This is a genomic window from Alkalimarinus coralli (genome assembly GCF_023650515.1).
Taxonomy (GTDB): Bacteria; Pseudomonadota; Gammaproteobacteria; order Pseudomonadales; family Oleiphilaceae; genus Alkalimarinus; species Alkalimarinus coralli.
The window spans coordinates 252,937-277,221 of the sequence record NZ_CP096016.1; the positions used below are offsets into that span (position 1 = coordinate 252,937).

26 protein-coding genes are annotated in these 24,285 nt (G+C 46.1%); 12 read left to right on the forward strand and 14 right to left on the reverse strand.

All coding sequences use genetic code 11. The features are described from left to right. Nucleotides 1-57: 57 nt before the first annotated feature. A complete protein-coding gene (locus tag MY523_RS01120) occupies nt 58-1,104 on the reverse strand; it encodes an efflux RND transporter periplasmic adaptor subunit (protein ID WP_250656971.1) in 1,047 nt (348 codons plus the stop codon). 250 nt (nt 1,105-1,354) lie between these two features. On the opposite strand from MY523_RS01120, the gene MY523_RS01125 reads away from it, so the two are divergent. From MY523_RS01125 to MY523_RS01135, 3 genes are all read left to right on the forward strand, one after another. Continuing rightward, nucleotides 1,355-1,963: a TetR/AcrR family transcriptional regulator gene (locus tag MY523_RS01125; RefSeq protein WP_250656972.1), complete on the forward strand. Its 609-nt coding sequence runs from the start codon at nt 1,355-1,357 to the stop codon at nt 1,961-1,963. Between the two features lie 189 nt (nt 1,964-2,152). Further along, nucleotides 2,153-2,404, forward strand: coding sequence for a GrxA family glutaredoxin (locus MY523_RS01130; protein ID WP_250656973.1), 252 nt, complete (start codon nt 2,153-2,155; stop codon nt 2,402-2,404). 306 nt (nt 2,405-2,710) lie between these two features. After that, on the forward strand, nt 2,711-2,911 hold the full coding sequence (locus MY523_RS01135) for a hypothetical protein (protein ID WP_250656974.1): 201 nt from the start codon (nt 2,711-2,713) through the stop codon (nt 2,909-2,911). An 80-nt stretch (nt 2,912-2,991) separates the two neighbouring features. On the opposite strand, the gene MY523_RS01140 is transcribed toward MY523_RS01135, so the two are convergent. Continuing rightward, on the reverse strand, nt 2,992-3,888 hold the full coding sequence (locus MY523_RS01140; RefSeq protein ID WP_250656975.1) for an alpha/beta fold hydrolase: 897 nt from the start codon (nt 3,886-3,888) through the stop codon (nt 2,992-2,994). Nucleotides 3,889-3,977: 89 nt separating this feature from the next. Here MY523_RS01140 and MY523_RS01145 point away from each other — a divergent pair, with 89 nt between their 5' ends. The 3 genes from MY523_RS01145 to MY523_RS01155 all read left to right on the forward strand — a co-directional run bounded on the left by MY523_RS01145 (nt 3,978) and on the right by MY523_RS01155 (nt 6,557). Continuing rightward, entirely contained in the window at nt 3,978-4,883 is a 906-nt protein-coding gene (locus MY523_RS01145) for a LysR substrate-binding domain-containing protein (protein ID WP_250656976.1), read from the forward strand. A 179-nt stretch (nt 4,884-5,062) separates the two neighbouring features. Next, entirely contained in the window at nt 5,063-5,941 is an 879-nt protein-coding gene (locus tag MY523_RS01150) for an alpha/beta hydrolase family protein (protein ID WP_250656977.1), read from the forward strand. Nucleotides 5,942-6,074: 133 nt separating this feature from the next. After that, nucleotides 6,075-6,557 carry a globin domain-containing protein gene (locus MY523_RS01155; RefSeq protein ID WP_250656978.1) on the forward strand — a complete coding sequence of 161 codons (483 nt, stop codon included), beginning with the start codon at nt 6,075-6,077 and terminating at the stop codon, nt 6,555-6,557. 270 nt (nt 6,558-6,827) lie between these two features. Here the strand turns inward: MY523_RS01155 and MY523_RS01160 are convergent, their stop codons facing one another. Both MY523_RS01160 and MY523_RS01165 read right to left on the reverse strand, forming a co-directional pair. Further along, complete coding sequence (locus MY523_RS01160; protein WP_250656979.1) at nt 6,828-8,093, reverse strand: 6-phosphofructokinase; 1,266 nt, start codon at nt 8,091-8,093, stop codon at nt 6,828-6,830. A gap of 215 nt (nt 8,094-8,308) precedes the next feature. Next, nucleotides 8,309-9,532 (reverse strand): conjugal transfer protein TraF, encoded by a 1,224-nt coding sequence (locus MY523_RS01165; protein ID WP_250656980.1) that lies wholly within the window; start codon nt 9,530-9,532, stop codon nt 8,309-8,311. Between the two features lie 688 nt (nt 9,533-10,220). Here MY523_RS01165 and MY523_RS01170 point away from each other — a divergent pair. From MY523_RS01170 to MY523_RS01180, 4 genes are all read left to right on the forward strand, one after another. Beyond that, nucleotides 10,221-10,841, forward strand: a complete 621-nt coding sequence (locus MY523_RS01170; RefSeq protein WP_250656981.1) for an LPP20 family lipoprotein — start codon at nt 10,221-10,223, stop codon at nt 10,839-10,841. Nucleotides 10,842-10,878: 37 nt separating this feature from the next. Next, nucleotides 10,879-12,081, forward strand: a complete 1,203-nt coding sequence (locus MY523_RS01175) for a flagellar assembly protein T N-terminal domain-containing protein (RefSeq protein ID WP_250658753.1) — start codon at nt 10,879-10,881, stop codon at nt 12,079-12,081. A 13-nt stretch (nt 12,082-12,094) separates the two neighbouring features. Continuing rightward, nucleotides 12,095-12,223, forward strand: coding sequence for a hypothetical protein (locus MY523_RS21790; protein WP_256469595.1), 129 nt, complete (start codon nt 12,095-12,097; stop codon nt 12,221-12,223). 123 nt (nt 12,224-12,346) lie between these two features. Then, complete coding sequence (locus tag MY523_RS01180) at nt 12,347-13,966, forward strand: IS1182 family transposase (protein ID WP_250655547.1); 1,620 nt, start codon at nt 12,347-12,349, stop codon at nt 13,964-13,966. A gap of 117 nt (nt 13,967-14,083) precedes the next feature. Here MY523_RS01180 and MY523_RS01185 read toward each other — a convergent pair whose 3' ends face one another. From MY523_RS01185 to MY523_RS01225, 9 genes are all read right to left on the reverse strand, one after another. Beyond that, nucleotides 14,084-14,542, reverse strand: coding sequence for a SufE family protein (locus MY523_RS01185; protein WP_250656982.1), 459 nt, complete (start codon nt 14,540-14,542; stop codon nt 14,084-14,086). A gap of 17 nt (nt 14,543-14,559) precedes the next feature. After that, nucleotides 14,560-14,937, reverse strand: coding sequence for a hypothetical protein (locus MY523_RS01190; protein ID WP_250656983.1), 378 nt, complete (start codon nt 14,935-14,937; stop codon nt 14,560-14,562). A gap of 106 nt (nt 14,938-15,043) precedes the next feature. Then, nucleotides 15,044-15,583 (reverse strand): putative Fe-S cluster assembly protein SufT, encoded by a 540-nt coding sequence (gene sufT, locus MY523_RS01195; RefSeq protein WP_250656984.1) that lies wholly within the window; start codon nt 15,581-15,583, stop codon nt 15,044-15,046. A gap of 12 nt (nt 15,584-15,595) precedes the next feature. Further along, nucleotides 15,596-15,967: a HesB/IscA family protein gene (locus tag MY523_RS01200; RefSeq protein ID WP_250656985.1), complete on the reverse strand. Its 372-nt coding sequence runs from the start codon at nt 15,965-15,967 to the stop codon at nt 15,596-15,598. A gap of 49 nt (nt 15,968-16,016) precedes the next feature. Beyond that, nucleotides 16,017-17,234, reverse strand: a complete 1,218-nt coding sequence (locus MY523_RS01205; RefSeq protein ID WP_370301509.1) for an aminotransferase class V-fold PLP-dependent enzyme — start codon at nt 17,232-17,234, stop codon at nt 16,017-16,019. A 45-nt stretch (nt 17,235-17,279) separates the two neighbouring features. Beyond that, nucleotides 17,280-18,623 carry a Fe-S cluster assembly protein SufD gene (sufD, locus tag MY523_RS01210; protein ID WP_250656987.1) on the reverse strand — a complete coding sequence of 448 codons (1,344 nt, stop codon included), beginning with the start codon at nt 18,621-18,623 and terminating at the stop codon, nt 17,280-17,282. A 143-nt stretch (nt 18,624-18,766) separates the two neighbouring features. Beyond that, on the reverse strand, nt 18,767-19,516 hold the full coding sequence (sufC, locus tag MY523_RS01215; protein WP_250656988.1) for a Fe-S cluster assembly ATPase SufC: 750 nt from the start codon (nt 19,514-19,516) through the stop codon (nt 18,767-18,769). Nucleotides 19,517-19,635: 119 nt separating this feature from the next. Further along, entirely contained in the window at nt 19,636-21,084 is a 1,449-nt protein-coding gene (sufB, locus tag MY523_RS01220) for a Fe-S cluster assembly protein SufB (protein WP_250656989.1), read from the reverse strand. A gap of 360 nt (nt 21,085-21,444) precedes the next feature. Next, nucleotides 21,445-21,873: a hypothetical protein gene (locus MY523_RS01225; protein ID WP_250656990.1), complete on the reverse strand. Its 429-nt coding sequence runs from the start codon at nt 21,871-21,873 to the stop codon at nt 21,445-21,447. 158 nt (nt 21,874-22,031) lie between these two features. On the opposite strand from MY523_RS01225, the gene MY523_RS01230 reads away from it, so the two are divergent. Continuing rightward, entirely contained in the window at nt 22,032-22,199 is a 168-nt protein-coding gene (locus tag MY523_RS01230) for a hypothetical protein (RefSeq protein WP_250656991.1), read from the forward strand. A 153-nt stretch (nt 22,200-22,352) separates the two neighbouring features. Beyond that, a complete protein-coding gene (locus MY523_RS01235; RefSeq protein ID WP_250656992.1) occupies nt 22,353-22,733 on the forward strand; it encodes a DUF3461 family protein in 381 nt (126 codons plus the stop codon). A gap of 2 nt (nt 22,734-22,735) precedes the next feature. Here the strand turns inward: MY523_RS01235 and MY523_RS01240 are convergent, their stop codons facing one another. Then, nucleotides 22,736-24,274, reverse strand: coding sequence for a SpoVR family protein (locus tag MY523_RS01240; protein ID WP_250656993.1), 1,539 nt, complete (start codon nt 24,272-24,274; stop codon nt 22,736-22,738). Nucleotides 24,275-24,285 lie beyond the last annotated feature (11 nt).

Genomic DNA, 24,285 nt, shown 5'->3' on the forward strand with positions numbered 1-24,285 from the left:
CTCTGTAGGACGCAGAGCGAAATCAATTGAGTCGTTGTACTTTTAGGTGTGTTCGGGCTAGTGGTGCCCGAACACTGATACAACAGCACCTTCGTGGAGGTATGTGGCGCCCGAGGTCACCACTGAAACGCCTTCTTCGAGCCCTGGTTTTATGGCAACAGAACCACTTTCAAGCCACGCGATGTCGACGTTTTTTTGAATCACCTCGAATGCTTCGTTGAGCACAAAAACCTGTGCCTTTTCTGACTTGGCTTCAACAATGGCCTCGATAGGTAGCAGTGCGACGGGCTCTTGCTGTGAAGGCTCAATCAGCAAGCGGCTGATAAAGCCTGAATGTAATCGCAAATCTGTCGTATCAACCGTGACCTCTATTTCGAACAAGTGACTTCTGGCGTCTGCCGCTGCGCCGACTTCTGAGACATGGCCTTTAAGTAACTTGCCCGGGTAAGCATCTAACTGAATCGTAGTCTGGTCACCTTTGTTAATTCGAACGATATCTTTATCGGTTACGCCACTGCGTATAACCCAGCCTCCCTTGTTCATCGACATGACAAATGCAGTCTGAAAAGGGGATATCATTTCATTTGCTTCAATCTCTCGCTTCAAAATGCGGCCATCATCGGGCGCAACAATAACCGAGTGCTGTTTGTTGAACTTGGCAATTCTCAAATTGGAACGAGCGACTTCGAGCCGTGTTTCGGCCGACTGGAGTTGTTCAACGGGGACGACCCCTTTTTCATATAATGCCTGGTAGCGAGCATTGTTGCGCTTGGCCTCGTCAAAAACCGATTGGGATTGAGCGACTTGTGCATTGATCTCTTCCTGGTTGAGTTGAGCCAAAAGCTGCCCTTTTTTTACTCGATCACCTTCATCCACCAGAATCTTGGCGACAGGCCCCGAGGTTTTAAATGACAGTTTTTGCTCTGACTTGTTGGCGAGTCTGCCGCTGGCATCAACGTTTTTCCCGCGTGCTGAATAGTTAACTTCAGCCGTTTCAACCAGAAAAGCGGTGGGCTGGCTGGTGCTACTCTGCTGCTCTGCCTGTGCAGCTGGTAGAGAGAAGGAGAAAACAAGCAACACCCCAAAAATTTTTTTAGAAAACATGACAGACCCCTCATTCATTACTTGCTATGTAAACAGTGCTAACATAGTATTGCTTTAAAGTGATCAGTGTCAACAATGTTTTCACTATAAACACGTTAATATGAGTTGTCGTGCATCGGCATTTAATTGAATGCACCTCAGACCATTGGTATCTGTGAGTGACTATGTAAATCTACTCAGTTGACGATTGAGTATGGTTATCGCAAACTTCCCCGGATTGGGATGACTAAAATAAAGGAACGAAAAGATTATGGGCGCTCAGGTTCAGCCATATCATCATGGTAATCTTAAGCAAGCACTGCTTGATACGGCATTAGAGCATTTACGACTGCACGGGCCAGACAAAATCAGCCTGCGCGCACTTGCGCGCGATGTGGGCGTTTCACAAACGGCACCGTACCGGCATTTTGAAGATAAAACTGCACTGCTGGCTGCACTGGCAACGGAAGGGTTCAGACGTCTATACGATGCGTCGCACTCAACGCTAAAAGCAGAATGTTCAGCCGCAGATGCGCTGCAAATGTCCGGTAAGTCATATATCCACTTTGCATTGGATAACCCGGAACTTTACCGTCTAATGTTTGGCCCCATGCTCTCACCTGACGATGATTTTCCAGAGCTTGAGGAGGCAGGAGGCAATGCTTTTAGGGTTATTGTCAGCCTGGTGCAGCGCGGCATTGATTCAGGTGAGTTTGTTAATAAAGACCCGCTGCTTGTCGCTAACTCAACTTGGGCGATGGTGCATGGTATTTCAAGCCTCATGCTTGACCGCCGGTTTGACTGTGTCGAAGGGGGCATTTCGGAGTCGGTGCTGGATGAATCTCTAAGCCTTATTATGATTGGCATCACGGTTCGTTAATGCTCTGGCAGATCTTCGAGCGGTCAGTTTTGTGTGACTGAATCCAAATTTAGGTATTCCCTATCAAGCATATTGAAACTATTAATTAGTTCTATTCTTTGGCATCCGATACTATATTTTCACTGACTTTAAGAGGTGCTCAAGCAGAGTTGCTTAAGTGCTTTTCACTAAACTGTTTAGGAGATGGCGATGAAAAGAGTAACGATATTCGGTAAACCAGCCTGTGGTTTCTGCCAGCGTGCAAAGCAGCTTTGTGAGATCAAGGGATTTGAGTACCGCTTTATTGATATCCTTGAAGAAGGAATCAGTCAGGCTGACTTAGAGAAAACGGTGGGCAAAAAGGTTGAAACAGTGCCACAGATTTTTATTGGCCAGCAGTACATTGGCGGCTTCACCGAGTTTGATAAGCATGTTGCTGAACAGGTCGCCGTATCCCCATAGAATCTTTGCCCTTTGACTTGAATTGCACTTACTTAAGGCATAATGACCTACTACTGTCATTCTCTAGTCTCAAAAGTCATTCCCGCGAAGGCGGGAATCCATTTGGAACGGAGTCTACAACCCTATGGATCCCCGCGTTCGCGAGGATGACAAGCTTAAGTAAGTGCCATTCCCCTCTGGCTCCAATCTAAGGGTGCATTCTACATATATCTACTTACTGAGAACTACTTACAGGTAATTACTTACATACCTAACGAATTTATTAGCCGAGAATATCGACATTGATTAACCAAATGGAGATTTACCATGGCTCGTATTCAAGCATCCAAAGGTTTACTTGACCGAATAAAGCAGAAGGCCGAATCATACGCCCAGAAAAACGGAACCTATGGAACCCGTTCTACGTTTGACCTGGGAAAGGTTATTGTAACGTTGGAAACGGTTCTCAGCCGCCAGCCTTCAATGAGGCTTGCCCCGATTAAAATTGAATCGGGGCGGCGAATGTAGTGTGACGGTTAATGGCACCGGGAGTGTGTTGTTGCCGTGACCTGAAAAGGGTTGGCATCGTCTACTGCGTCTATAGCACTTCATTTCAGGAACCTCCCCAGTTCTACGGTGAAACGCAAAGGTTCATTGAGTAGAGGGATATGACCGCTTTTTTCAAATATGACGATTTCAGACCGGGGTATCTTCTGATGCATGTAAGCCTGCCCCTGCCATGGGTACATTTCTGATTTTCGCCCCATCATCAAGGTGACGGGTATAGCAATGTCCGCTAGGTAGGGGCGCATATCGTAGTCCTGACTGAGGTAAGATTCTAGACAGCGTATGTAGGCAAACCAGTTGTCGGTAGGCATCACCGATCTCATAAATCGCTCTTTTCTGCATATTTTTCGTGCGGCTTTTTTTAATGCTAACTGTGGCACGGCAGCACCGATAAACTTACCCAATTCATTCCACATCGCTTTTCTTAAATAGAGGGGTAATGCCTCGTAAGGCGTGTTGGGGCTGAACTCTTTGATCACTGAAAGAATATCCTTAAACCGGTTTAACCGGGCTTCACTTTGCTGGCCAAATATTCCCCACTGCCAGTGTTCAGAGTTAATAACCAGGGGGGATTGATCTATGTTGAGGTAATGGTGGATTCTGTCAAAGCCGGTTAACCGGTGCAGCTGAAGTGCGGTGAACGCGCCCATTGAAATACCAATCAGGCCAACCTTCGCGAGTCTTAAGTGATCGAGAATATCGTTGATATCCTCGACATTGTTGGTGAGCACACAGGGTTTGTTGTAAGAAGTCAGGTGTGATTGCCCAAATCCTCTAAGGTCGGGAATAATAAAGCGATGCTGAGTGAGAAATGGAGCAAGGAACGGCAGCCAGTGACCTGAGTGCATCCCAAACCCGTGCAGCACCAGGCAAGGTTTGCCTGTGCCAACTATTCGAACAAAGAGTGTCTTACCGTCTCGCATGGTAAAGTACGGCATAAGCCCTCACAAACTATATGAGTCTCGATAATTTACTCTATTTAGTATAGGCTGATTTCACTTTTCAGTGGTTAGATACGTCTTGGTTTATGTTTAAAAAACTGCCCTCACTACCGTTATTAAGAACCTTTGAAGCTGCGGCGAGAAACCTGAGCTTTAAAAATGCCGCAGATGAACTCTGCGTAACCCCCTCTGCTGTAAGCCACCAGATCAAACAGCTTGAAGCGTACCTCTCTGTAAAGCTGTTTTTGCGGCATAATCGCGCTATTGATCTGACGCCTGAGGGAAAGCTCTATTTTGCTGAAATAAACAGTGCGCTGTGGAGCATTGAGCGAGCAACCAACAAGTTATGTCACGCGGGTCAGGAAAACTCGGTCAACCTGAATACCTTTCCATTTATTGCAACTGAACTATTGGTGCCTCAACTCAAAAGGTTTAAGCAGCAACATCCCAATATTGAGCTTAAGATTGGCTCTACCTCTCAAAGCCTGGATTTTCAAAACTCTAATATTGATGTGGCTGTAAGAATTGGTAAAGGCGACTGGCCGGGAACGGTAAGTGAAGCGTTAGTGCCGGTCAATCTTACACCACTTTGTTCGCCTGAGCTTTTAGAACAGCATGATGTTCGCTCGTTTGAAGACTTACTTCGTCAACCTCTAATACATAATGCCTATTTGAAAAGCCTATGGGCGATTTTGGCAAAGCAGAATGGGTTTACCTATGAGGTCAACGCACAGGACTTATGGCTGGATAGCATCCAATCTATGATTCAGGCTGCTGAACAGGGGTTGGGTTTTACACTCATGGATGTGCGCTGCATTCCAACCCGAATCAAGAATAAGACGCTGGTTGCCCCGTTTGATGTGAGCCTTTCATCTGACGAGAAAGTTTATCTGGTATACCGGGAAAATTCCGGGGAAGCGAAAGGAACAGAACCAACGGCTGGAGTGAAAGCTGTGAATGACTGGATAAAAAGTATTTTTGCTGATCTGTGATGAGTGATGAGTAGTGAGTGTGTTTTGTTAGACCCAGTTGGAAAGGGGAGTGGTTTATTTATCGGATGATTTAGTGTCACTTGAAGCTGAATTTTTATCGTTTGTCTGGAGGCTATTTTTGTCGATATCCTTGTTTTGATTGAGTGATTTGAGATATTGCTGAAAAGGGGTGGCAGACAATGAATAAACAGAGCATCTGTATTTTAGCGACCGACCAATTTCCAATTTCATCGACACTGTATTTGCCAGCACAACCCAACAACACCTTTGTTATGGTCTGTTCTGCTACCGGTGTTAAGCGCAGCTACTATGACCTTTATGCTATACATCTATGCGAGCGTGGTTTTACCGTCTTGACTTATGACTATCGTGGTATTGGAGGCAGCAAGGTAGGCGATAACTGGAAGGGGAAAACACCTTCCATGTCTGATTGGGGCAGAAAGGACTTAGAGGGCGTTATACAGTGGGTAAACGAGTATTATCCTGAAAAATTCTTTACCGCTGTAGTGCATAGTGTCGGCGGTCAACTAATAGGGTTAGCCGCCAGCAATAACAGTATTAAGGCCGTATTGGCGGTTGCGTCGCAAAGTGGCTATATTGGTCACTGGAGCGGGGTAGAGAAACTAAAATTCTACGGTGTGATGTATTTTGCTATTCCTGTTGCGACGTACTTATTTGGGCGAATGCCCGGGGTTCTTCTCGGCTCTGAAGATCTGCCTAAAGGCGTTGCCTTGCAGTGGGCGTATTGGTGCCGAAGCAGGCATTACATTGTGGATCGAAAAGGAGCTCCGGTAAGAGACGGGTTTGAAAAGTATGACCATAAAATACGGTTTTACTGTATCGCAGATGATTTGATGTACGGGCCTCTCAAGTCAGTAGAGGCATTGGCCGGTTATTACAAAAGCGCAAAAACAGAGGTCGTAGTAAGGCAGGCAGAGGACTATGGTGTGGACAATATCGGCCACTTTGGTTTTTTTCAGTCCTATATGCCAGCGATAGCATGGGATGAAACGGCAACTTGGCTAAAGGAGAGAGAGGCAGAGTCGTGTAATGCCTAGCTTGCGTGTTGAGCGCCAGATACTCGTTTTAATTATTGCTAATTTTTACGTTAGCAGCTAAAACTGTATTATCTGCTTTCGGTTTTCGGAGAGAAGAGAGAGGAGAGCGCTTTAAAGCATCCAATGTGTTGCAATGGAGAGCAAAACAATTAGTCTTATAACCAAACTCACACTTGAATCATGGAAGGTCTCTATCTCAATGAATGATGAAGATATCGGTATCATTCAATCTAGCTGGAACAAGTTGGTTGGAAAAGAGGAAGCGGCTATTGCCCACTTTTATGATCTTTTGTTCAAAAAGCGTCCAGATTATCGCCCGCTATTCAGGGGAAAAGAAGAACTCCAGAGAGTAAAATTCATTGCAATGTTAAATGTCGTTATCAATGGCTTGGAGTACCTGGAAGCACTTGAAGGGCAGCTACTCATATTAGGGAGAAAGCACAGGCACTTGAATATTAGCCAAGAGGACTATGACATTGTCGCCTCTACGTTGATAGAGGCGCTTGATGATATCTCCGATCGACCTTTTTCGGAAGCCGAAAAGGCCGCGTGGATGAAAGGTTTGATGCTTGTGTCATCTATTATGATTAGAGAGAGTAGCCCTTCTGATAGCTAGTACAATTTAAGCTTTATAGCTGAAGTTTGACCGCTAACCCGCCTAGTGAAGAGCGGGAAAGCTCAATACTGCCGCGGTAGCTGCTGATGATATCTTTGACTGGCGCAAGGCCGATACCCTGACCTGAAAGAAATGCATCAGGTCGCGCCCCTTGTTACAAACAGGTTGAAGTGAAGTGGTTTACTTGGTCTTTGCGATATGGTTAAGCATAAAAAAGGGCCACTCAATGAGCAGCCCTTTCTAAACGTGCATCGTAACTATATATCAAAACTATATATCAAAACTAGTGCTGAGTTTCTTTTCAGTCAACGTGTTCTGCAACTTGACGTACTTAGGCAGACCGTTGTGTTGATAAGGAGGGTAGTCTTCACCACGAATAAGTGGTTCCAGGTAACGGCGGCACTCTTCTGTGATCCCAAACCCGTCATCGGTAATGTAGTGAATAGGCATTTTCTTCTCTTGGTTTGCTACTTGGCTAAGAGGTGCTTCGCCTATTGTCCACTTATAGTGTTCGCCGGGCTCACGAACGATGATCGGCATTACCGCGTTGCGGCCTTCAATTGCAAACTCTACCGCTGCTTTGCCCATTGCATAGGCCTGGTCTACATCGGTTGCTGAGGATATGTGACGTGCTGCGCGCTGAAGGTAGTCAGCAACGGCCCAGTGGTATTTGTAGCCTAACGCTTGTTTAACCATATTAGCCAGCGCTGGTGCAACGCCGCCTAGCTGGGTGTGTCCAAAGGCGTCTTTCTGGCCTGCATCAGCAACGAAACGACCATCTTCATATTGTGCGCCTTCTGAAGCAACGACCACACAGTAACCATACTTTTTAACACTGTCTTCGACGCGAGCGAGAAACTTCTCGCGGTCAAATGCAACTTCAGGAAACAGAATGATATGTGGTGCTTCGGTAGAATTTTTACCTGCCAAACCACCGGCTGCTGCAATCCAGCCTGCGTGACGCCCCATCACTTCGAGGATAAACACCTTGGTTGATGACTCGCACATGGATGCGATGTCCATGGCGGCTTCCTGCGTTGAAATAGCAACATATTTCGCCACAGAGCCGAAGCCTGGGCAGTTGTCAGTAAAAGGAAGGTCGTTATCAACTGTTTTTGGCACACCGATACAGGTAATCGGGTAACCCATTTTTTCACTTAGTTGAGACACTTTATACGCTGTATCCTGAGAGTCTCCGCCACCGTTATAAAAGAAATAACCAATGTTGTGAGCCTGGAATACTGCGATAAGGCGCTCATACTCGCGCTTGTTTTCTTCGAAGTTTTTCAGCTTGTAGCGGCACGAACCGAAGGCGCCACTGGGGGTGTGGCGAAGTGCGGCAATGTCTTCTTTGGTTTCGAGGCTGGTATCAATCAGCTCTTCCCTAAGCGCGCCAATAATTCCATTTCGCCCAGCGTAAACAGTACCTATTTTATCGCTGTTAGCTCTTGCTGTTTCTATCACTCCGCATGCAGATGCGTTGATAACAGCAGTTACACCGCCAGATTGTGCATAAAAAGCGTTTTTAATCGACATTACCTTGTGCCTCAAGAAGTATTAATTTCTGGCGCGCATGATACGTGAATTTAATTAATTTTTCATGACTCGATTTGACAAATTTGGTGAAATCAGAGGTTTTATATGTCACTTTTTATGAGGACTAAACCATCTTAGGGGGGATCAGCATTCAAGGTAGTAGAAAAGGTGTGGGCTGACTGCCACACACCTTGGGGTGGAAGGTATACCGTTAACTAAAAGGTGAATCCAAGCTCAGCCGCCGCCCCGTACTCGGTGCTGCTGACCAAACCTGAGAGTTCGATATGGACGCCGAAGGGCGAAAACCCCAAACCTGCGGTAAACTGGCTGTCTTCCTCAACCCCTTCGCTATCGTTGCTGCTGCCGAAGTTATGCCTCGCACCGACTCTGAACTGTGCAATGTCTAACAGGTCAAACTCGCCGCCAACAGAGATGAACTGATTATCATCTTCAAAGCCAAATGCTTTGTTCTCCGTTAAATCCAGGTCGGCGGTCAGTGTGAATATGTCTCGAGTGTATGCCACACCCACGGTGGCTTGCGGGTCTACATCCATGCTAATACCGGATTTTGTTTTAAGATCTGTAGGTATTACGTTTCGAATTGAAAGCCCTGTAATCCACTGGCCGCTGTCACCAAACTGGTATGCGACCCCTAGATCCATATTGAATGTGCTGTCGTCTGTTTCGTGCTCGTCTGAATCAAAGTCGTCATCATCGAACGATGCAACGTTGGCGGTATATTCGTAAGTAACGAGAGAGACGTATTTTGGCGAAACCCCCAGGGTAAGAGTATTGCCATTATGATCCAGTGCTGTCGCAAAACTAACACCGAATTCACTAATACCGCCAACGATAGCGGTGGCTTCTGATGTCAACGTGGTTTCGTCTATTTCTGCTGGAGGTGCACCTGCTGCTACGGCATCGAGATAGGCGATATCACTATCACTGATATCACCTCTTACGGTGCCTTTTACCGTGCCATCAAGAAATACACTAACGGCAAGTGCTTTGTTGGGAATCACCAGTGCGGCACCGACTCCTACGTCTACTCTTGCGGTGTCGTTATCGAGCTTTGAGAACTGACTGCTCAACCTTGCGGCAGATGCCTGAACGGCTGCCTGGTCGTTACGATTTACTGCTGAGTTAAATGTGTCAATTTCGTTCTGAATGTCATCAATTTGGTCAACAACGTCTTCATCATCGGCGAACTTTGCATTCGCTGAGGGGAGTATAAGGCCAAACCCATCGTGTTTCTCTTCGTGTTTGATGGCCAGTAATGCGGGGTTGTGAAAGCTGGCACTGGCAGGGCTAGATGAGGCCACACCGGTTCCACCCATCGCAAATGATCGTGCGTCTTGAAATGGGTTTGGTGCAGCAACAGCAGTCTGACTGCCAGCAACAATAACGCCAATAGAAAGAGCCAGGAGTTTTTGCTTCATGATGATTAGATCCTTCAGGTTTATTCACAATAAGATATGTGGATTAACAGCGACAACGTACTGGCCGTTGCAGGCTGAGTACTGATGACATTAGTTTCAGTCTAGGAGAATATTGCGTATTTTGAAGCAGCAAAATGTGTTTGTTTGTAGCGAATCTTAGATGATTGATAAGCTCACTGAGCGGCAATAAAGTTCCCTTGTTCTGAGGATGGGGTTTGCCGTATAAAAATTAATAAACTGATTAAAGGAATCGCTAAGCGGGCCGATAAGTGCTGTGAAAGAGACAATAAACAAAAGGATCGTATATGAAAAAAATGATTAAAATTCTTGCGTTAGGGACTATAACTTTGATTGTTTCGGGATGTGCTCATCATCATAGCCACCGTTCGTCAGCCTGCGGGTGCTGCAATCAACAAATGCAGATTCCTGTTGCTGTTCAGCCTATTAGACTTGTTCCCCAGCCGTACTAACTCCTTTATGTATTGACCAATAATATTGCCCCGATATTAAAGGGGCGATGTTGTTAAAGCTAACAAGAAATCTCTTAATTGCCGCTTTTGTATCGAATATCTTTGGCAATATATACCGGATAATAAGTAATTTTGCTGGCATTAATCGTTTGTTAATTAGGTTTGGCATGTATTTTTCATGATGAAAGAAATATTACTGTGTCTATCAGGAGTTTGGCATGACAAGAAAAATTATAGTAGTAACGATATCTATTCTTTTAAGCGGGTGCTCCCATTATTGGTGGGGCGGGTACCACGACTATGATGATTGCAATACTTGCGGTGCTAACGCTGTGCCCCAACTCGCCGTTCAGCCATCTATGACGGCTCAAACTCCAGCGCCGAAACAGGAAAGCTTGCAGCCAATAGTGATAAGAGTTACTGGATATGGTGCGTTGGATACAACACGGAAAGCAGCCTCTGAAAGAAAGTTGTTAATGGCAATGCGAGCATCTAAATTGGATGCCTATAGGGCATTGGCTGAAAGGGTTTATGGTACACAAGTATTTGGCTCATCAAAGGTTCAGGACATTGTTATGGAAAATGACCAATTAAGAACAATTGTTGACTCAAATATTAGAGGGGCAAAAGTAATTTCGGTGAATCGCCTGAAGGGGGGAGGGTATGAAACCATTGTAGAAATGGTGATATCACCCGGTTTGCGCAGATGTCTTGCAAATGGACCATCGTATAATAATGTTTGTTCTATGTTGGTGGGTTCAGCAGATCATAGCATGACTGAGAAACGGCCTGTTACAGACTCTGCCGATCATGGTGGTGGTTTGTTTTATCTACACTAAACAGCGGGCTGCGAGCTGAGGTTGGAGGGGCAGAGTGATGAAACTAGAGGGCATGTTAGTATTTTTTCTGGCCTTGGTTCTAGGTGCCGGCACAGCAAGTGCCGAGTGGGTAACCGTTACAGCCGATGCGGAGATACTTAACAATGATGTTGAGACAGCAAAGCTCAGCGCCTATAAAAATGCGCTCCGCGAAGCGTCATTACTTGTAGGGGCTACGGTCAACAGTAATACGGCAGTAACTAATGGAGTTTTGCAAAGTGATTCGGTCGGTGTTAGTTCCGCAGCAAGAATAAAACGGGCTAATATTATTGAAGAAAAAGTAACTGAGAAAAAGGTGGTTGTTACTGTTTCTGCTGATGTTGTTTCGGAGAGCGTCTGTCCGAGTGGAGCTGCTAACGGTTATAAAAAAGAGGTTGCTGTCTTGGGGTTTTCTGTTCAATATCCGCGGCAGGCTATTTTAGGTGCTTTGAATGATATTGACCGCAAGCTCCCAAGTTATTTGAAAGAGCGGTTGCATGAGCGTGACAACCTGGTGGTTCACGAGTCTAGCCAATACCAGTTGTATGATGAACCGATCAATGCGCCAACGACCGAAACCAGCCAGCGCACGTTAACTAAAGTTGTGCAATATGCCCAGCAGATGGGGGTTCAGTTTATTGTCTCTGGCATTGTAAGAGATTTGTCGGTTGCTGATGAGACTGCGTTTGGAAATTCAGTATGGAGTGCGACGAAGCGTTTTTGGCGGATGGCCGATCGAAATAGGCGGTTTGTCGTGGACGTTTTTATTCACGATGGTTTTAGCGGTTCAATTGTATTTCAGAAAAGCTACAGGCTAACGGATGTATGGAATGCAGACCCCAATGAGTCAACTGGATTTGCATCGGCTTCATTTTTTAAGACGCCTTATGGCAAGGGGGTTGCGGAGTTGCTTGAGGGGGCTGCCCAGGAAGTGAACGGCGCGATGCGTTGCCAGCCATTCATGGCTAGAATTACCCGGACTGACGGTAAAACAGTGCACTTTGCTTCAGGGGCCGCCGCAGGAATACGGCCGGGCGATCAATTGGCGGTTTATAGAACCTATCGCTTTTATGATGCTGATTTGCTGGCGGGTACTGAGTTGACGAATGCCAAAGCCGCTTTAACGGTGTCTCAGGTGCACCCATCATTTTCAACGGGAACGATCTCTGTTGATAGTGGAAGGCTGAATATTCAGCCGGATGATTTGTTGATTGCCTGGTAGGCGACTTGCCTGAATGAAAATCTTGGTTTCGTTGGGCTCCGTGCAGCGCGATGAGAGGGGGCAACGCGATGAGAACGGCATTAAATACTGGGTATCTGGTAGCCGTGATGAAAGGAGGTACGACTGGAATCAAGGGATGTAGCTGACCGTGCTGCGGAGCTCAGAAGTGACAAATAAACCCTGATTCCGCTTCGAGGCTGTGAAAGTATCCATAGGCTCCCCGCTGTATAATATCGTCGCCTAACGACTTCGAAGATATAAGAAAATGGGAAGACAATACAAGAAAACACACTCCCGCGATCAAGGGGATTTGTTTCCGAGCCATATGGATGACTACGTGCATGAGAGGCATCCCATCAGAGCCCTTGATGCCTATGTTGAATGTTTAGACTTAGGAAAGCTCGGCTATCAACATACCTTAGAAAACAAGGTTAATAGCGGGCAGCCTGCCTACCCTCCCGGTGCGTTACTCAAGCTTTACCTCTACGGATATCTAAACCGCATTAAGTCGAGTCGTCGGTTGGAACAAGAGTGCCACCGTAATATAGAGGTGATGTGGTTAGTTCAAGGGCTTAAGCCAAGCTATAAGACGATCGCTAATTTTCGCAGCCAAAACCGGCGTGCGATTCGGGAGACTCATAAAGAGTTTATTTTATTCTGCAAGAAACTTTCGTTGTTTGGAGGCCAGTGCATTGCTATTGACGGCAGTTTCTTTAAAGGAAGCGCGAGCCGCAAGAGCTTTACGACCACCACAGGTCTCAAGAAGAAGCTCAAAAAGCTAGAGGCGCATATCGAGCAATGGCAGAACGAGCTAGATCAGCAAGATGCGCAGGAAAAGGAAGAAGAAAACAAGCCCAGTGATATTGAACTGGAAAAAGTGCTTCAGCAACTCGAAGACTGGAAAAAAGAAAAACAAGATAAAGAGAGCGAATTAAAAAGGTTAGAAAAATCTAAAAAAACACAAGAGAGCAGTACAGACAAAGATGCCCGTTTACTGAACAAAGGAACTCAAAAGGTATCCGGCTACAGCGTACAGATAGCAGTAGATAACAAGCATCACTTGATCGTTTGCGAAGAAGTCACAACGGAGCCAAACGACCTTAAACAATTGCACCCAATGTCGCTAAAAGCAAAGAAAATACTGAATTCAGATGAGTTAGAAGTGCTTGCTGATGCGGGCTATTACAGCGGGGCGCATATTGCTAAGTGTGTAAAAGATAAGATAACACCTTATGTTCCCAAGCCTAAAACGGGGGGTAAAGGGAAAAAGGGAAGGTACACAAAAGACCAGTTCATATATGATGCGAGGAAAAATCATTATGTGTGCCCTGCAGGAGAGTCATTAAACCAACGAGGGTCGCCCCGCACACAGAACGGACAAGTATTTCATCGCTTCAGTGCATCAGAAACAGTCTGTAAAAGCTGCCCCCAAAAAGCAAGCTGTCTTGGGGAGAAAATACCTTGCCGAGTCGTGTGGCGAAGTGAGAATGCAGACCTGCTCACAGCTCATCAAGAACGAATGAAGGTAAGCAAAGGAAAAATGCGCGAGCGAAGTACACTCGTTGAGCACCCATTTGGCACGATGAAATCTAGAGCAGGTTGGAGCCACTTCCTGCTAAGAGGCCAAGAGAAGGTAGCGGCTGAGTTTAGTTTAATGGCGTTATGTTATAATCTCACACGTGCACTTAATGTGTTGGGGTTCGACAGGCTCCTTGAGGAGATAAAAAATAAAGCTCTGTTTCGCCTTAATAGAAGGAGCCCAGAGCTATATTTAAAGGCCTATAAGTATTACCTGTTTCTACAGACAATAATTATAAAGGCCGTTGTAATGACGCCAGATTCGCTTCGAGTTCGTTTTGAAGTCAAAGAATCTCTTGCTTGTTAATACTTTCACAGCCTCTTCGCTGCATCAAGGCTACGTTTACAGGGCTGTAATTGTGGCCTTTATGGGAAGGGTTGGATGAATTAGTTTAGCGCTTCTATCAGCGACTTAATGTATGGCTTATACCATCTGCTCAGCAATACGCTGAACTTTTTTTACCATTGAACGCAACCCGTTACCGCGGGTAGGGCTAACATGTCGAATAAGATCCATTTTCTCAAATAGTCCTTCTATATCAACGGCAAGTAGTTCGGCGGGTGTTTTGGCATTCATGGCGGCTAAAACAACGGCAGCCAAGCCTCTGACTATCAGCGCATCGCTTTCGATCAGAAGGTATAACTTGCCGCTTTTCTCATCGAGATAATGAATGAGCCAAACCTGGCTTTGGCAGCCATGAACATAGTTCTCTTCGATTTTTTCACTTTCAGGAAACTCAGGAAGCTTTTTGCCCAGATCAATAATATAGGCATACCGTTCTTCCCAATCATCTAAAAACTCAAACGTATCGAGTATTTCATCAGTATTGATTGGGCCACCAAAATCATTCTGAGTAAATTGAGCGTGTGTGTTCGTGGTCATCTAATCGTCCAATCTGTTTAATCTGTTCCAGGTTTATCGTACTGCCAGCGGCTTTCCTTGATTCCAGTCGTGCCTCCTTTCATCACGGCTACGGTGCGCTTATCGCTGTTTTTGTAGCCTTGATGCAGCGAAGCGGAATCAGGGTTTTTGTGTTCAATTGTGACCATTTCCTTGATTCCAGTCGTGCCTCCTTTCATCACGGCTACGATGCGCTTATCGCTGTTTTTGTAGCCTTGATGCAGCGAAGCGGAATCAGGGTTTTTGTGTTCAATTGTGACCATTTCCTTGATTCCAGTCGTGCCTCCTTTCATCACGGCTACGATGCGCTTATCGCTGTTTTTGTAGCCTTGATGCAGCGAAGCGGAATCAGGGTTTTTGTGTTCAATTGTGACCATTTCCTTGATTCCAGTCGTGCCTCCTTTCATCACGGCTACGATGCGCTTATCGCTGTTTTTGTAGCCTTGATGCAGCGAAGCGGAATCAGGGATGACGGGCCGCTTTCTAGAGCATGCCTAGTTCGAGCTTTGCCTCATCGGTTAGCATATCATTGCTCCAGGGTGGATCAAAAACCAAATCCACGATGACATGATCAACATTAGGAACCTGCTGAACCTTTGATCTTACGTCTTCGACGATCACTGGCCCCATGCCGCATCCAGCGGAGGTAAGCGTCATGTCAATTTTGATGACATTGCCTTTGTCGGTTTTATTTTCAACCGAACAGTTATAGATCAGACCCAAATCTACCACATTGACTGGGATTTCAGGGTCGAAACACTGTCTTAATGCTTCCCATACCTGGTTTTCGTTGATAGTGCCATCTGCCGGGGTTTCGAAGTTCTCAAACTTGATCTCTTTGCCCAGCGCATCGGCATCCTTCCCTTCAATTCGGGCGAGATTACCGTTCACCGCGACGCTGAACGTACCACCTAACGCTTGTGTGATCGTTACAAAGGTATCTTTAGGGATCATGATCTCGGTGCCAGCCGGCACTAATCTCGCTTCACAATCGCGTTTGGTTAATACAACCTCTCTTTCCATCAGATCGAAACCTCAGACTACGGTAAAGCTTTCGCCACAACCGCATTCGGCTGTGGCGTTAGGGTTATTGAAATGGAGCACGGAGTTTAAGCCCTGAGTAACAAAGTCGATCTCGGTACCATTTAATATAGGCAGGTGCTTTTTGCTGACAAATAGTTTTACGTCGTCTGATGGCGTAAAAATCTGGTCATTGTCTTGCTGTTCAAGCGCTTCTTCTTTACTGACCAGTGATGTCTCATACATGTAGCCTGAGCAACCGCTGGTCTCAAGTCTTAGGCGGATGCCCTGGCAGTCAGGCTTTTTGGCTATCTCTTTGCGGATGTGCTTGATGGCAGATTCTGTCATCGTGATATTCACATCAGGTGTATATTGTTCGGTGCTCATTGTAATTCCTCAACTCAACGTCTGGTGAAGCGCTTTTTACCTATTATGATTAGGCAAAAAGACGTTGGATTTTTTGCAACCCTTCAAAAAACTTTTCAACTTCGGCCTGGGTGTTGTAGAAGGCGAATGACGCTCTTGCTGTTCCCGGTAAGCCATAGAAGTCCATGAGCGGCATGGCGCAATGGTGCCCAGTGCGGATGGCAATGCCTTGCTGGTCTAACAACGTGCCAATATCACTTGGGTGAAGTCCGTCGATCATAAACGACATAACAGGAACCTTGTTAGATGCGTTGCCTATAACACGCATCCCTGGAACGCTGCTGACCATTGAGTTGGCATAGTTCAATAGATTGTTTTCATAAAGCTCTATGGAGTGGCGATCAAATGCGGTGAAATACTCAATCGCTTTGGCCAGACCTATTGCTTCGCTGATGGGCGGGGTGCCTGCCTCAAATTTATAAGGAAGTTCGTTATAGGTTGTTTTCTCGAAAGTCACTCTTTCGATCATCTCACCTCCGCCCTGGTAGGGGGGAAGTGCGTTTAGTTTCTCTTCCTTGCCGTAAAGAACGCCAATTCCCGTAGGGCCGAATAGCTTGTGAGATGAAAACACGTAAAAATCACAGTCCAAGGCTTGAACGTCAACCAGAAAGTGAGGAACCGCCTGCGCGCCATCAATCAGCGTTGTTGCGCCGACCGACTGGGCTTTATCGATAATCTCTTTAACTGGGTTAATCGTGCCCAAAACGTTGGATACATGTGTGACAGCAACCACTTTGGTGCGTTCGTTCAGTAGCTGATCAAACGCGCCTTCTAACAGTTCGCCCGACTCATTGATTTCAATAACTTTGAGTGTCGCGCCAGTGCGTTCCGCCAGCATTTGCCATGGGACGATATTCGCATGGTGTTCCATGCGGCTGACAATAATCTCATCGCCCGCTTTAAGAGATGAAGTCAGCCCATTGGCAACAAGGTTGATGGCTTCGGTGGTTCCGCCAGTCCAGATGATCTCTTTGGTACTTTTTGCGTTGAGAAAACCTCTAACGGTTTCTCGGGCTCCTTCAAAGGCTGCAGTGGCTCTATCGCCCAAAGTGTGCGCACCGCGGTGGACATTCGAATTGTCATGGCAGTAGTAGTCGCTGATCGACTGTATAACCGCATCGGGTTTTTGTGCACTGGCTGCATTGTCGAGATAGATAAGCGGTTTGCCGTTCACATCCTGATTTAATATAGGAAAGGCGTTGCGCGCATTATTGATGTCGAAAATCACTTTGCTGTTGCCACTTGTATCTACTGCCTGCTGATTCATGTCTGTTTAGACCTCTTGGAAGGCGCTTTTTATCAAGTTTTCGAGGCGCGCTTCAACCTTTTCTTTGATGACTTCATTTGGGATTTTCTGCACCAGTTCATTTACAAAACCAAGGGTTAACATGGTCGCTGCATGGTCTGGCGCAATACCGCGTGTAACAAGGTAGTAGAGCTCTTCTTCGTCCAGTTGGCCAATGGTGGTTCCATGTGCACACTTGACATCGTCTGCGTAAATCTCTAACTCGGGTTTGGTATCAATCTCAGCATTGGATGAAAGTAGAAGGTTCTTGTTGCTCATTGCCCCCGAGGTTTTCTGCGCATCACGATGAATCATAATGCGGCCATTAAATACAATATGGGAGCTGTCGCCCGCAATACAACGGTAGTTTTCTTCACTTTGACAGTGAGCTGAAATATGCTCGATTTCGGTGTGATTGTCGTAGTGCTGTTTTTCAAGGGTTACGCAAACACCATCCAGCGAGCACTCGGCACCGGGCTCAATAAGCTTAACTTTAAGATCGTGCCGTCTTAGGTTTCCACCCAGGCCTATGTTGTAACTGTTAAATCGGCTATCTCTGTGCTGAGTCACTTTGGTCAGGCTTACATTGGAGATCTGTTCTTGCTCGGTGTTCAAGCGGATGTAGTTCAGTTCGGCCTGCGCGTTGAGTACCACTTCGGTTACACCGGCCGTCAGGAGCTCAGACTCGGTGTTGCCACTGAACTCTTCAATCAAGGTTGCTTCAGCACCTTGCTCTGCGACAAAAAACACTCGGGCTGCATTGGTTCCGTGGCCTTCAGAGTAGAAGTGCACTTGTATTGGTTTATCAATTTTTGCATTTTTTGAGACGGAGATATAAACCCCGTCTGACAAGTAGGATGCATTGATTGCAGCAAATGGAAACTGTGTACCTGAAGCAAGTGTACCGGGCGCGTCAGCAGTGTCGTCGCCAGAAGGAATAGAGCTGGCAATAACCTGTTCAGCTTCTTCGTTTGATAGTGCTGAAAATGGTTTAATGGTTAACTGATCGCTCTCAGGCAGCCTTGATTTGCTGGCATCAAAGTGCCCGTTTACGAATACAACCAGATACCCATCCAGGTCTACGAAATCGTTGTTGGGGGTGAACTCAGTGATCGCCTGTAAAGGTGCAGCCACTGCGTCTGTCATTTTCAGGTGTCGACTGGAGTAGCGCCAATCCTCAGTTTTTCTTGTAGGCAAAGCGCATTGCTCTAACTGGTGCTGTTGGCTCTCCCTGAAGGCCACCAGCCACGGGGCTGAAGAGCGGGCTTCATCATGATTTAGTGCTTTTGATGCATCAACAAAAGCGTTTGGGAAATTGAGTGTCGCACTCATTCAATGACTCCTGAAATTCTAAACACAGCTTGGCAATCGGGTTAACTTAAGGGCTTGGCAGTCTTGTTTGCGTTGGCCACTACGTTCGGTAGTGACGATTCTGTGCAGTAAAGACGTTCGATCATTAAGACGCTTGATCGTCACTATTGTTCGTCAATGCCAAGCCAGCCATAGCCTTTCTCTTCCAGTTCCAGGGCTAACTCTTTGCCGCCGGATTTAATAATCTTTCCTTTCGCGAGTACATGCACATAGTCTGGTACGATGTAGTCGAGTAACCGCTGATAGTGTGTCACCATAATGACTGACTTATCAGGCGCTCGCAGCGCGTTAACACCATCGGCCACTACTTTCAGAGCATCGATATCAAGCCCTGAATCTGTTTCATCGAGTATCGCCAGTTTCGGCTCAAGCATCAGCATTTGCATGATCTCGTTGCGCTTTTTCTCTCCGCCAGAGAAACCTTCATTAACGCCACGCTTCAAGAATGCAGGGTCGAGATTAACCTGTTTGATTTTTTCTTTGGCACGCTTCATGAAGGATACGGCATCAATTTCTTCTTCGCCGTTGTACTCACGAATGCTGTTGATTGCGGTTCTGAGAAATTGCAGGTTGCTGACACCGGGAATTTCAACAGGGTATTGAAAGGCTAGAAAAATACCTTCTCGTGCGCGCTGTTCGGTTGGCATTTCGATTAGCGACTTGCCATCGAGAGTGACGTCACCGCCGGTAATGTCATAGGCTTCGTTGCCAGCCAGTACTTGAGACAGGGTGCTTTTTCCTGATCCGTTAGGCCCCATGATGGCATGAACTTCTCCAGGGCGAACTTCCAGGTCAATCCCTTTTAGTATCTGGGTTCCTTCGACTGATGCTTGTAAGTTGCTAATTTTTAACATTACTATCTCTCTCAAACACTGAATCGTTGCTCATAGTATTGATGAACAGCTTTATAAATATTCTACTGGGTATTAGCTAGTTCGTGATTAAACCGGGCCGTGATTTAACCAGGTCGTGGTTAGCCGACCGAGCCTTCAAGGCTGACTTCCAGTAACTTGGTGGCTTCTACGGCGAACTCCATCGGCAACTCTTTGAATACCTCTTTACAAAAGCCGTTTACAATCATTGATACGGCTCGTTCTGCATCCATGCCTCGTTGCTGGCATAGGAAGAGTTGATCATCACTGACCTTTGAGGTAGTTGCCTCATGCTCGATGATGGCGCTTTTATTCTTGCTCTCGATGTAAGGGAAGGTGTGGGCTCCGCATTTGTCGCCGATGAGCAGTGAGTCGCACTGAGTGTAGTTGCGGGCATTTTCTGCGTTGGGGCCAAACTTGACCAGCCCCCGGTAGCTGCTGTCGCTTTTACCTGCCGAAATACCCTTGGCGATAATTGTGCTCTTGGTGTTTTTACCCAGGTGAATCATCTTGGTGCCGGTATCGGCTTGCTGGAAATTATTCGTTAATGCAACAGAATAAAACTCACCCACGCTGTTATCGCCACGCAAAATACAGCTTGGGTATTTCCAGGTGATAGCGGAGCCGGTTTCAACCTGTGTCCAGGATACTTTAGAGTTTTTACCGATACAGGTGGCACGTTTGGTTACAAAGTTGTAAATACCGCCTTTGCCTTCTTCGTCACCGGGATACCAGTTTTGAACGGTCGAGTATTTGATTTCAGAATCATCAAGAAGCACCAGCTCAACAACGGCGGCGTGCAATTGGTTTTCATCACGCATTGGGGCTGTGCAGCCTTCGAGATAGCTCACGTGGCTACCTTCATCCGCAATGATCAGTGTGCGTTCAAACTGGCCGGTATTGGCTTCGTTAATTCGGAAATAGGTTGAGAGTTCTAACGGGCAACGAACGCCCTTGGGAATGTAAACAAAGGAACCATCACTGAATACCGCAGAGTTTAGGGCCGCGTAAAAGTTGTCGCGCTGAGGGACAACGGTGCCAAGATACTTCTTAACCAGTTCAGGGTACTCTTGAATCGCTTCGGAGATCGGGCAAAAGATAACACCAGCTTCAGCCAGCTGTTCTTTAAAGGTTGTTGCAACAGAGACACTATCAAAAACAACATCGACCGCAACCCCTGCCAGACGCGCACGTTCGTGTAGTGGAATACCCAGCTTTTCATAGGTTCGCAGCAGTTCCGGGTCAACCTCGTCGAGGCTTTTAGGGGCGTTTTCTTGAGACTTTGGGGCAGAGTAATAGGATATGTCATCAAAGTCGATGGCAGGGAAATTTACATGAGCCCACTCAGGTGTATCCATTTCAGCCCAGGCTCTATAAGCTTTTAAGCGCCACTCCAGCATCCATTCCGGCTCATTCTTGCGGGCAGAAATTTTACGAACGGTCTCTTCATTAAGCCCAGGCGCGAAAGTTTCTGACTCTATATCAGTCACAAAGCCGTGCTTGTACTCTTTCTTAATAAGTTCGTTAACCGATTTACCGGAGTCTGACATGCTTTAATTCTCCGCATTCTCTCAAATAATGCTTGGTATGCGTTAATTAATGACACCACATGGCGAGCGGGCTGCCAGCGATGTTATCTAGGTTGTATCGCTCTGTTCGTATCTTTTGTTGAGGGTATTTTACAATAACCAAGTAAAATAGTCAGGTATTATTTTTGGTGGTGATCAAAAGAGAGCAAATTTTAATCTTTTTTGCTGTAAAGTAGAACCGTTAGTTGTGTTCTGAGAGGATTAATTTCAGGTCGGATGCCCGAGATACTGTAGTTAAACAGCCGCGTGTCGGGCATGCCTTGGTTTAGGTCAAGAAGTCGTGAAAATAACGTCGTGCAAAGGTTTCAATTTAATATGACGTTATTTTTCAAATAGTGCGTCTATATCGGTATTGTAGGCGACGTCTACCAGCTTCCACCCTTTGCGTGGCTGATAGTAGTTGATCTCCCATATGATGGCGGCATTATCAAACTTGAGTAGATACTTCTGCTTAAAAAAGTGGTCTTTAATGCTGCCGGTTGTAATAAGGTCATAAGAAATTGGCTCGCCTAACTGCTCCCTTACTTTTGTCATGAATGTCGACATCTCGCTGGCTTGTTGCATCAGGCGCTCCGAATCACCGCCTACTGTGGCCAGCATCTCTTTGTAGGCGTTTTTTGTTTTTCCTTTCATTAACAAAGACATAAAGTGATCGCCCGCGGCTGTAAGATCGTCTTTAGTGTCTTTGGCTTGCGCCACGCTGCTGAATGCAAATACCAAGCTGAGTAGTGCAATATAAAAACTGCGCATATTGTTATATCCCTGGCTGAATTTAAGCGAAAATTGTATTTATGAAAACTTGCAACATCATACCTTAAGGTCCATCTTTAATGTAGTCGTTGCCTTTGTGGCTTACGTGTTGGCCATTAGTCCAATTAAGGGCTATTAGTAGTGTGTGAGGTGTTGGCATGAGCGATTTTGAAAAAGAGCATCCTCTAATGAATGAAGTGACTCGAACCATTAATCAGCTTTATACCCATAAAAAAGATGAGAAGGTTCTTCAGGAGTTGCTAAGCCATAAGGGCGTCTCGAAACAGCCGCAGGCCGTCAAGAATACCAATGCAGACGCCGAATAAGGCCGTTCTTGAGCCTGTTAATTGAGCCTGCACTTACAGCAAGCGTCTTTATTCCCATAGATAGATATAAGGGAATAGGGGGCGTTTTTGTGTTGAAAAATGCGATTAAGTCGTATTTACGCGATTAAATATAAATGAGGGTATAAGCGGTTTATGGAATATACAATTTTGCAGTCTCTTGGTGTTAAAGATATAGATCATATAGAGCGCTACTCTGTTCGCACGGAAGGGGGGAGTGATGTTCTAAAAATATACTATGAGAAGAAAAAAGGGCAGTTATTCCATAGAAGCGAAAAGTTTAAATTCTCTCGCTCCTCACGGGGTGTCAGGTCTTCGACAGACCCTAACGCATACAAAGAAATAAGTGAGGTTTCGCCGATGCTGACAAAAGTTATGGCGGAGCTGGATGATATTGTTGAGCACGAACATCAGGAGCAAGATGCGAAGGCAAAGATTCTGGCCGACCTGAGGCATCTTGAAAAAGTTGTTCAGCAGAAAATTATGGAAATAGAAGAGCAGCTGGACAGAATATAAACCTAGCTGTCTTCTGCTGCCGTGAGCGAGTCTTCAAGTGGTGGACAATGATAATCGTCGACCACTTTATCTCCATTTTTCTTGTCGTAAATAACGCTTTCCAGATGGATATCGAACCCCCAAAGCCTGTGGATATGCTTCAACACGTCATCGGTATCGCTCTCCATGGGGACTCGGTCAACAGGGATGTGCCGAAGAGTAAGTGACCGGTCACCTCTAATATCAACATTCCATACCTGAATATTGGGTTCTCTGTAGCTCAGGTTGTACTGCCTTGCGAGTTGCTCCCTCACAATCTGGTAACCGTTTTCGTCATGTATCGCTTTGATGTGATATTCGTTCTCCATATCATCATCCATAATGGAAAACAGCTTTAAGTCGCGAATGACTTTGGGCGACAGGAATTGAAGAATAAAGCTTTCATCTTTGAAGTTCTCCATTGCAAAGTGAATGGTCGTTAACCAGTCACTCCCTGCGATGTCGGGGAACCACTGTTTGTCTTCTTCTGTTGGGTTCTCACAGATACGGCGAATATCCTGATACATGGAGAACCCCAACGTGTAAGGGTTGATGCCACTATACCAGGGGCTGTCAAACGGAGGTTGATAAGTAACCGCAGTGTGAGACTGCAAAAACTCGATCATAAACCCATCGGTGACCAGCCCTTTGTCGTAGAGTCGATTGAGGATTGTGTAGTGCCAGAACGTTGCCCAACCTTCGTTCATCACTTGGGTTTGCCGTTGTGGATAAAAATATTGAGCTATCTTGCGTACAATCCTGACGATCTCCCGTTGCCAAGGCTCTAATAAGGGGGCGTTTTTTTCAATAAAATAGAGCAGGTTCTCTTGAGGCTCTTTTGGGAATCGTTGTTGCTTGCCAGATTTGGCTTTTCCAGGTTTTGTTGGCAGCGTTCGCCAGAGTTCATTCACCTGCTGTTGCAAATACTCCTCACGTTCTTGCTGCCTGTTCTTTTCCTCTTCCGCAGAGATAGGCGGAGGACGCTTGTAGCGATCCACGCCGTGGTTCATGATGGCGTGGCATGAATCCAGAAACTGCTCCACTGTTTCAAGCCCGTGGCGCTCTTCGCACTTGGATATATAGTTTCTGGCAAATAGGAGATAGTCGATAATCGCACTGGCATCTGTCCAGGTTTTGAACAGGTAATTACCTTTAAAAAACGAGTTGTGTCCATAGGCGGCATGTGCAATGACCAATGCCTGCATGGTGATGGTGTTTTCCTCCATCAGATAAGCGATACAGGGGTTAGAGTTAATCACGATTTCATAGGCCAACCCCATCTGGCCGCGCTTGTAGCGTTTAGAGGTGTTTAGAAACTGTTTTCCGAAAGACCAGTGGTGATAACCAACGGGCATGCCAACAGACGAATAGGCATCCATCATTTGTTCGGCACTGATCACTTCGATTTGATTGGGGTAGGTGTCGAGCTTAAACTCCTGAGCAATTTTGGCAATCTCCTCGTCGTACTGCTCGATTAGCTCAAAAGTCCACTCTGATCCGGTTGAAATCGGTTTTTTGCTCATAAACACACTCT

Excerpts from the sequence above, each read along its gene's own strand:
- MY523_RS01120 (WP_250656971.1), bottom strand. The coding sequence starts at position 1,104 with ATGTTTTCTAAAAAAATTTTTGGGGTGTTGCTTGTTTTCTCCTTCTCT.
- MY523_RS01125 (WP_250656972.1), top strand. The coding sequence starts at position 1,355 with ATGGGCGCTCAGGTTCAGCCATATCATCATGGTAATCTTAAGCAAGCA.
- MY523_RS01130 (WP_250656973.1), top strand. The coding sequence starts at position 2,153 with ATGAAAAGAGTAACGATATTCGGTAAACCAGCCTGTGGTTTCTGCCAG.
- MY523_RS01135 (WP_250656974.1), top strand. The coding sequence starts at position 2,711 with ATGGCTCGTATTCAAGCATCCAAAGGTTTACTTGACCGAATAAAGCAG.
- MY523_RS01140 (WP_250656975.1), bottom strand. The coding sequence starts at position 3,888 with ATGCCGTACTTTACCATGCGAGACGGTAAGACACTCTTTGTTCGAATA.
- MY523_RS01145 (WP_250656976.1), top strand. The coding sequence starts at position 3,978 with ATGTTTAAAAAACTGCCCTCACTACCGTTATTAAGAACCTTTGAAGCT.
- MY523_RS01150 (WP_250656977.1), top strand. The coding sequence starts at position 5,063 with ATGAATAAACAGAGCATCTGTATTTTAGCGACCGACCAATTTCCAATT.
- MY523_RS01155 (WP_250656978.1), top strand. The coding sequence starts at position 6,075 with ATGGAGAGCAAAACAATTAGTCTTATAACCAAACTCACACTTGAATCA.
- MY523_RS01160 (WP_250656979.1), bottom strand. The coding sequence starts at position 8,093 with ATGTCGATTAAAAACGCTTTTTATGCACAATCTGGCGGTGTAACTGCT.
- MY523_RS01165 (WP_250656980.1), bottom strand. The coding sequence starts at position 9,532 with ATGAAGCAAAAACTCCTGGCTCTTTCTATTGGCGTTATTGTTGCTGGC.
- MY523_RS01170 (WP_250656981.1), top strand. The coding sequence starts at position 10,221 with ATGACAAGAAAAATTATAGTAGTAACGATATCTATTCTTTTAAGCGGG.
- MY523_RS01175 (WP_250658753.1), top strand. The coding sequence starts at position 10,879 with ATGAAACTAGAGGGCATGTTAGTATTTTTTCTGGCCTTGGTTCTAGGT.
- MY523_RS21790 (WP_256469595.1), top strand. The coding sequence starts at position 12,095 with ATGAAAATCTTGGTTTCGTTGGGCTCCGTGCAGCGCGATGAGAGGGGG.
- MY523_RS01180 (WP_250655547.1), top strand. The coding sequence starts at position 12,347 with ATGGGAAGACAATACAAGAAAACACACTCCCGCGATCAAGGGGATTTG.
- MY523_RS01185 (WP_250656982.1), bottom strand. The coding sequence starts at position 14,542 with ATGACCACGAACACACACGCTCAATTTACTCAGAATGATTTTGGTGGC.
- MY523_RS01190 (WP_250656983.1), bottom strand. The coding sequence starts at position 14,937 with ATGGTCACAATTGAACACAAAAACCCTGATTCCGCTTCGCTGCATCAA.
- sufT (WP_250656984.1), bottom strand. The coding sequence starts at position 15,583 with ATGGAAAGAGAGGTTGTATTAACCAAACGCGATTGTGAAGCGAGATTA.
- MY523_RS01200 (WP_250656985.1), bottom strand. The coding sequence starts at position 15,967 with ATGAGCACCGAACAATATACACCTGATGTGAATATCACGATGACAGAA.
- sufD (WP_250656987.1), bottom strand. The coding sequence starts at position 18,623 with ATGAGTGCGACACTCAATTTCCCAAACGCTTTTGTTGATGCATCAAAA.
- sufC (WP_250656988.1), bottom strand. The coding sequence starts at position 19,516 with ATGTTAAAAATTAGCAACTTACAAGCATCAGTCGAAGGAACCCAGATA.
- sufB (WP_250656989.1), bottom strand. The coding sequence starts at position 21,084 with ATGTCAGACTCCGGTAAATCGGTTAACGAACTTATTAAGAAAGAGTAC.
- MY523_RS01225 (WP_250656990.1), bottom strand. The coding sequence starts at position 21,873 with ATGCGCAGTTTTTATATTGCACTACTCAGCTTGGTATTTGCATTCAGC.
- MY523_RS01230 (WP_250656991.1), top strand. The coding sequence starts at position 22,032 with ATGAGCGATTTTGAAAAAGAGCATCCTCTAATGAATGAAGTGACTCGA.
- MY523_RS01235 (WP_250656992.1), top strand. The coding sequence starts at position 22,353 with ATGGAATATACAATTTTGCAGTCTCTTGGTGTTAAAGATATAGATCAT.
- MY523_RS01240 (WP_250656993.1), bottom strand. The coding sequence starts at position 24,274 with ATGAGCAAAAAACCGATTTCAACCGGATCAGAGTGGACTTTTGAGCTA.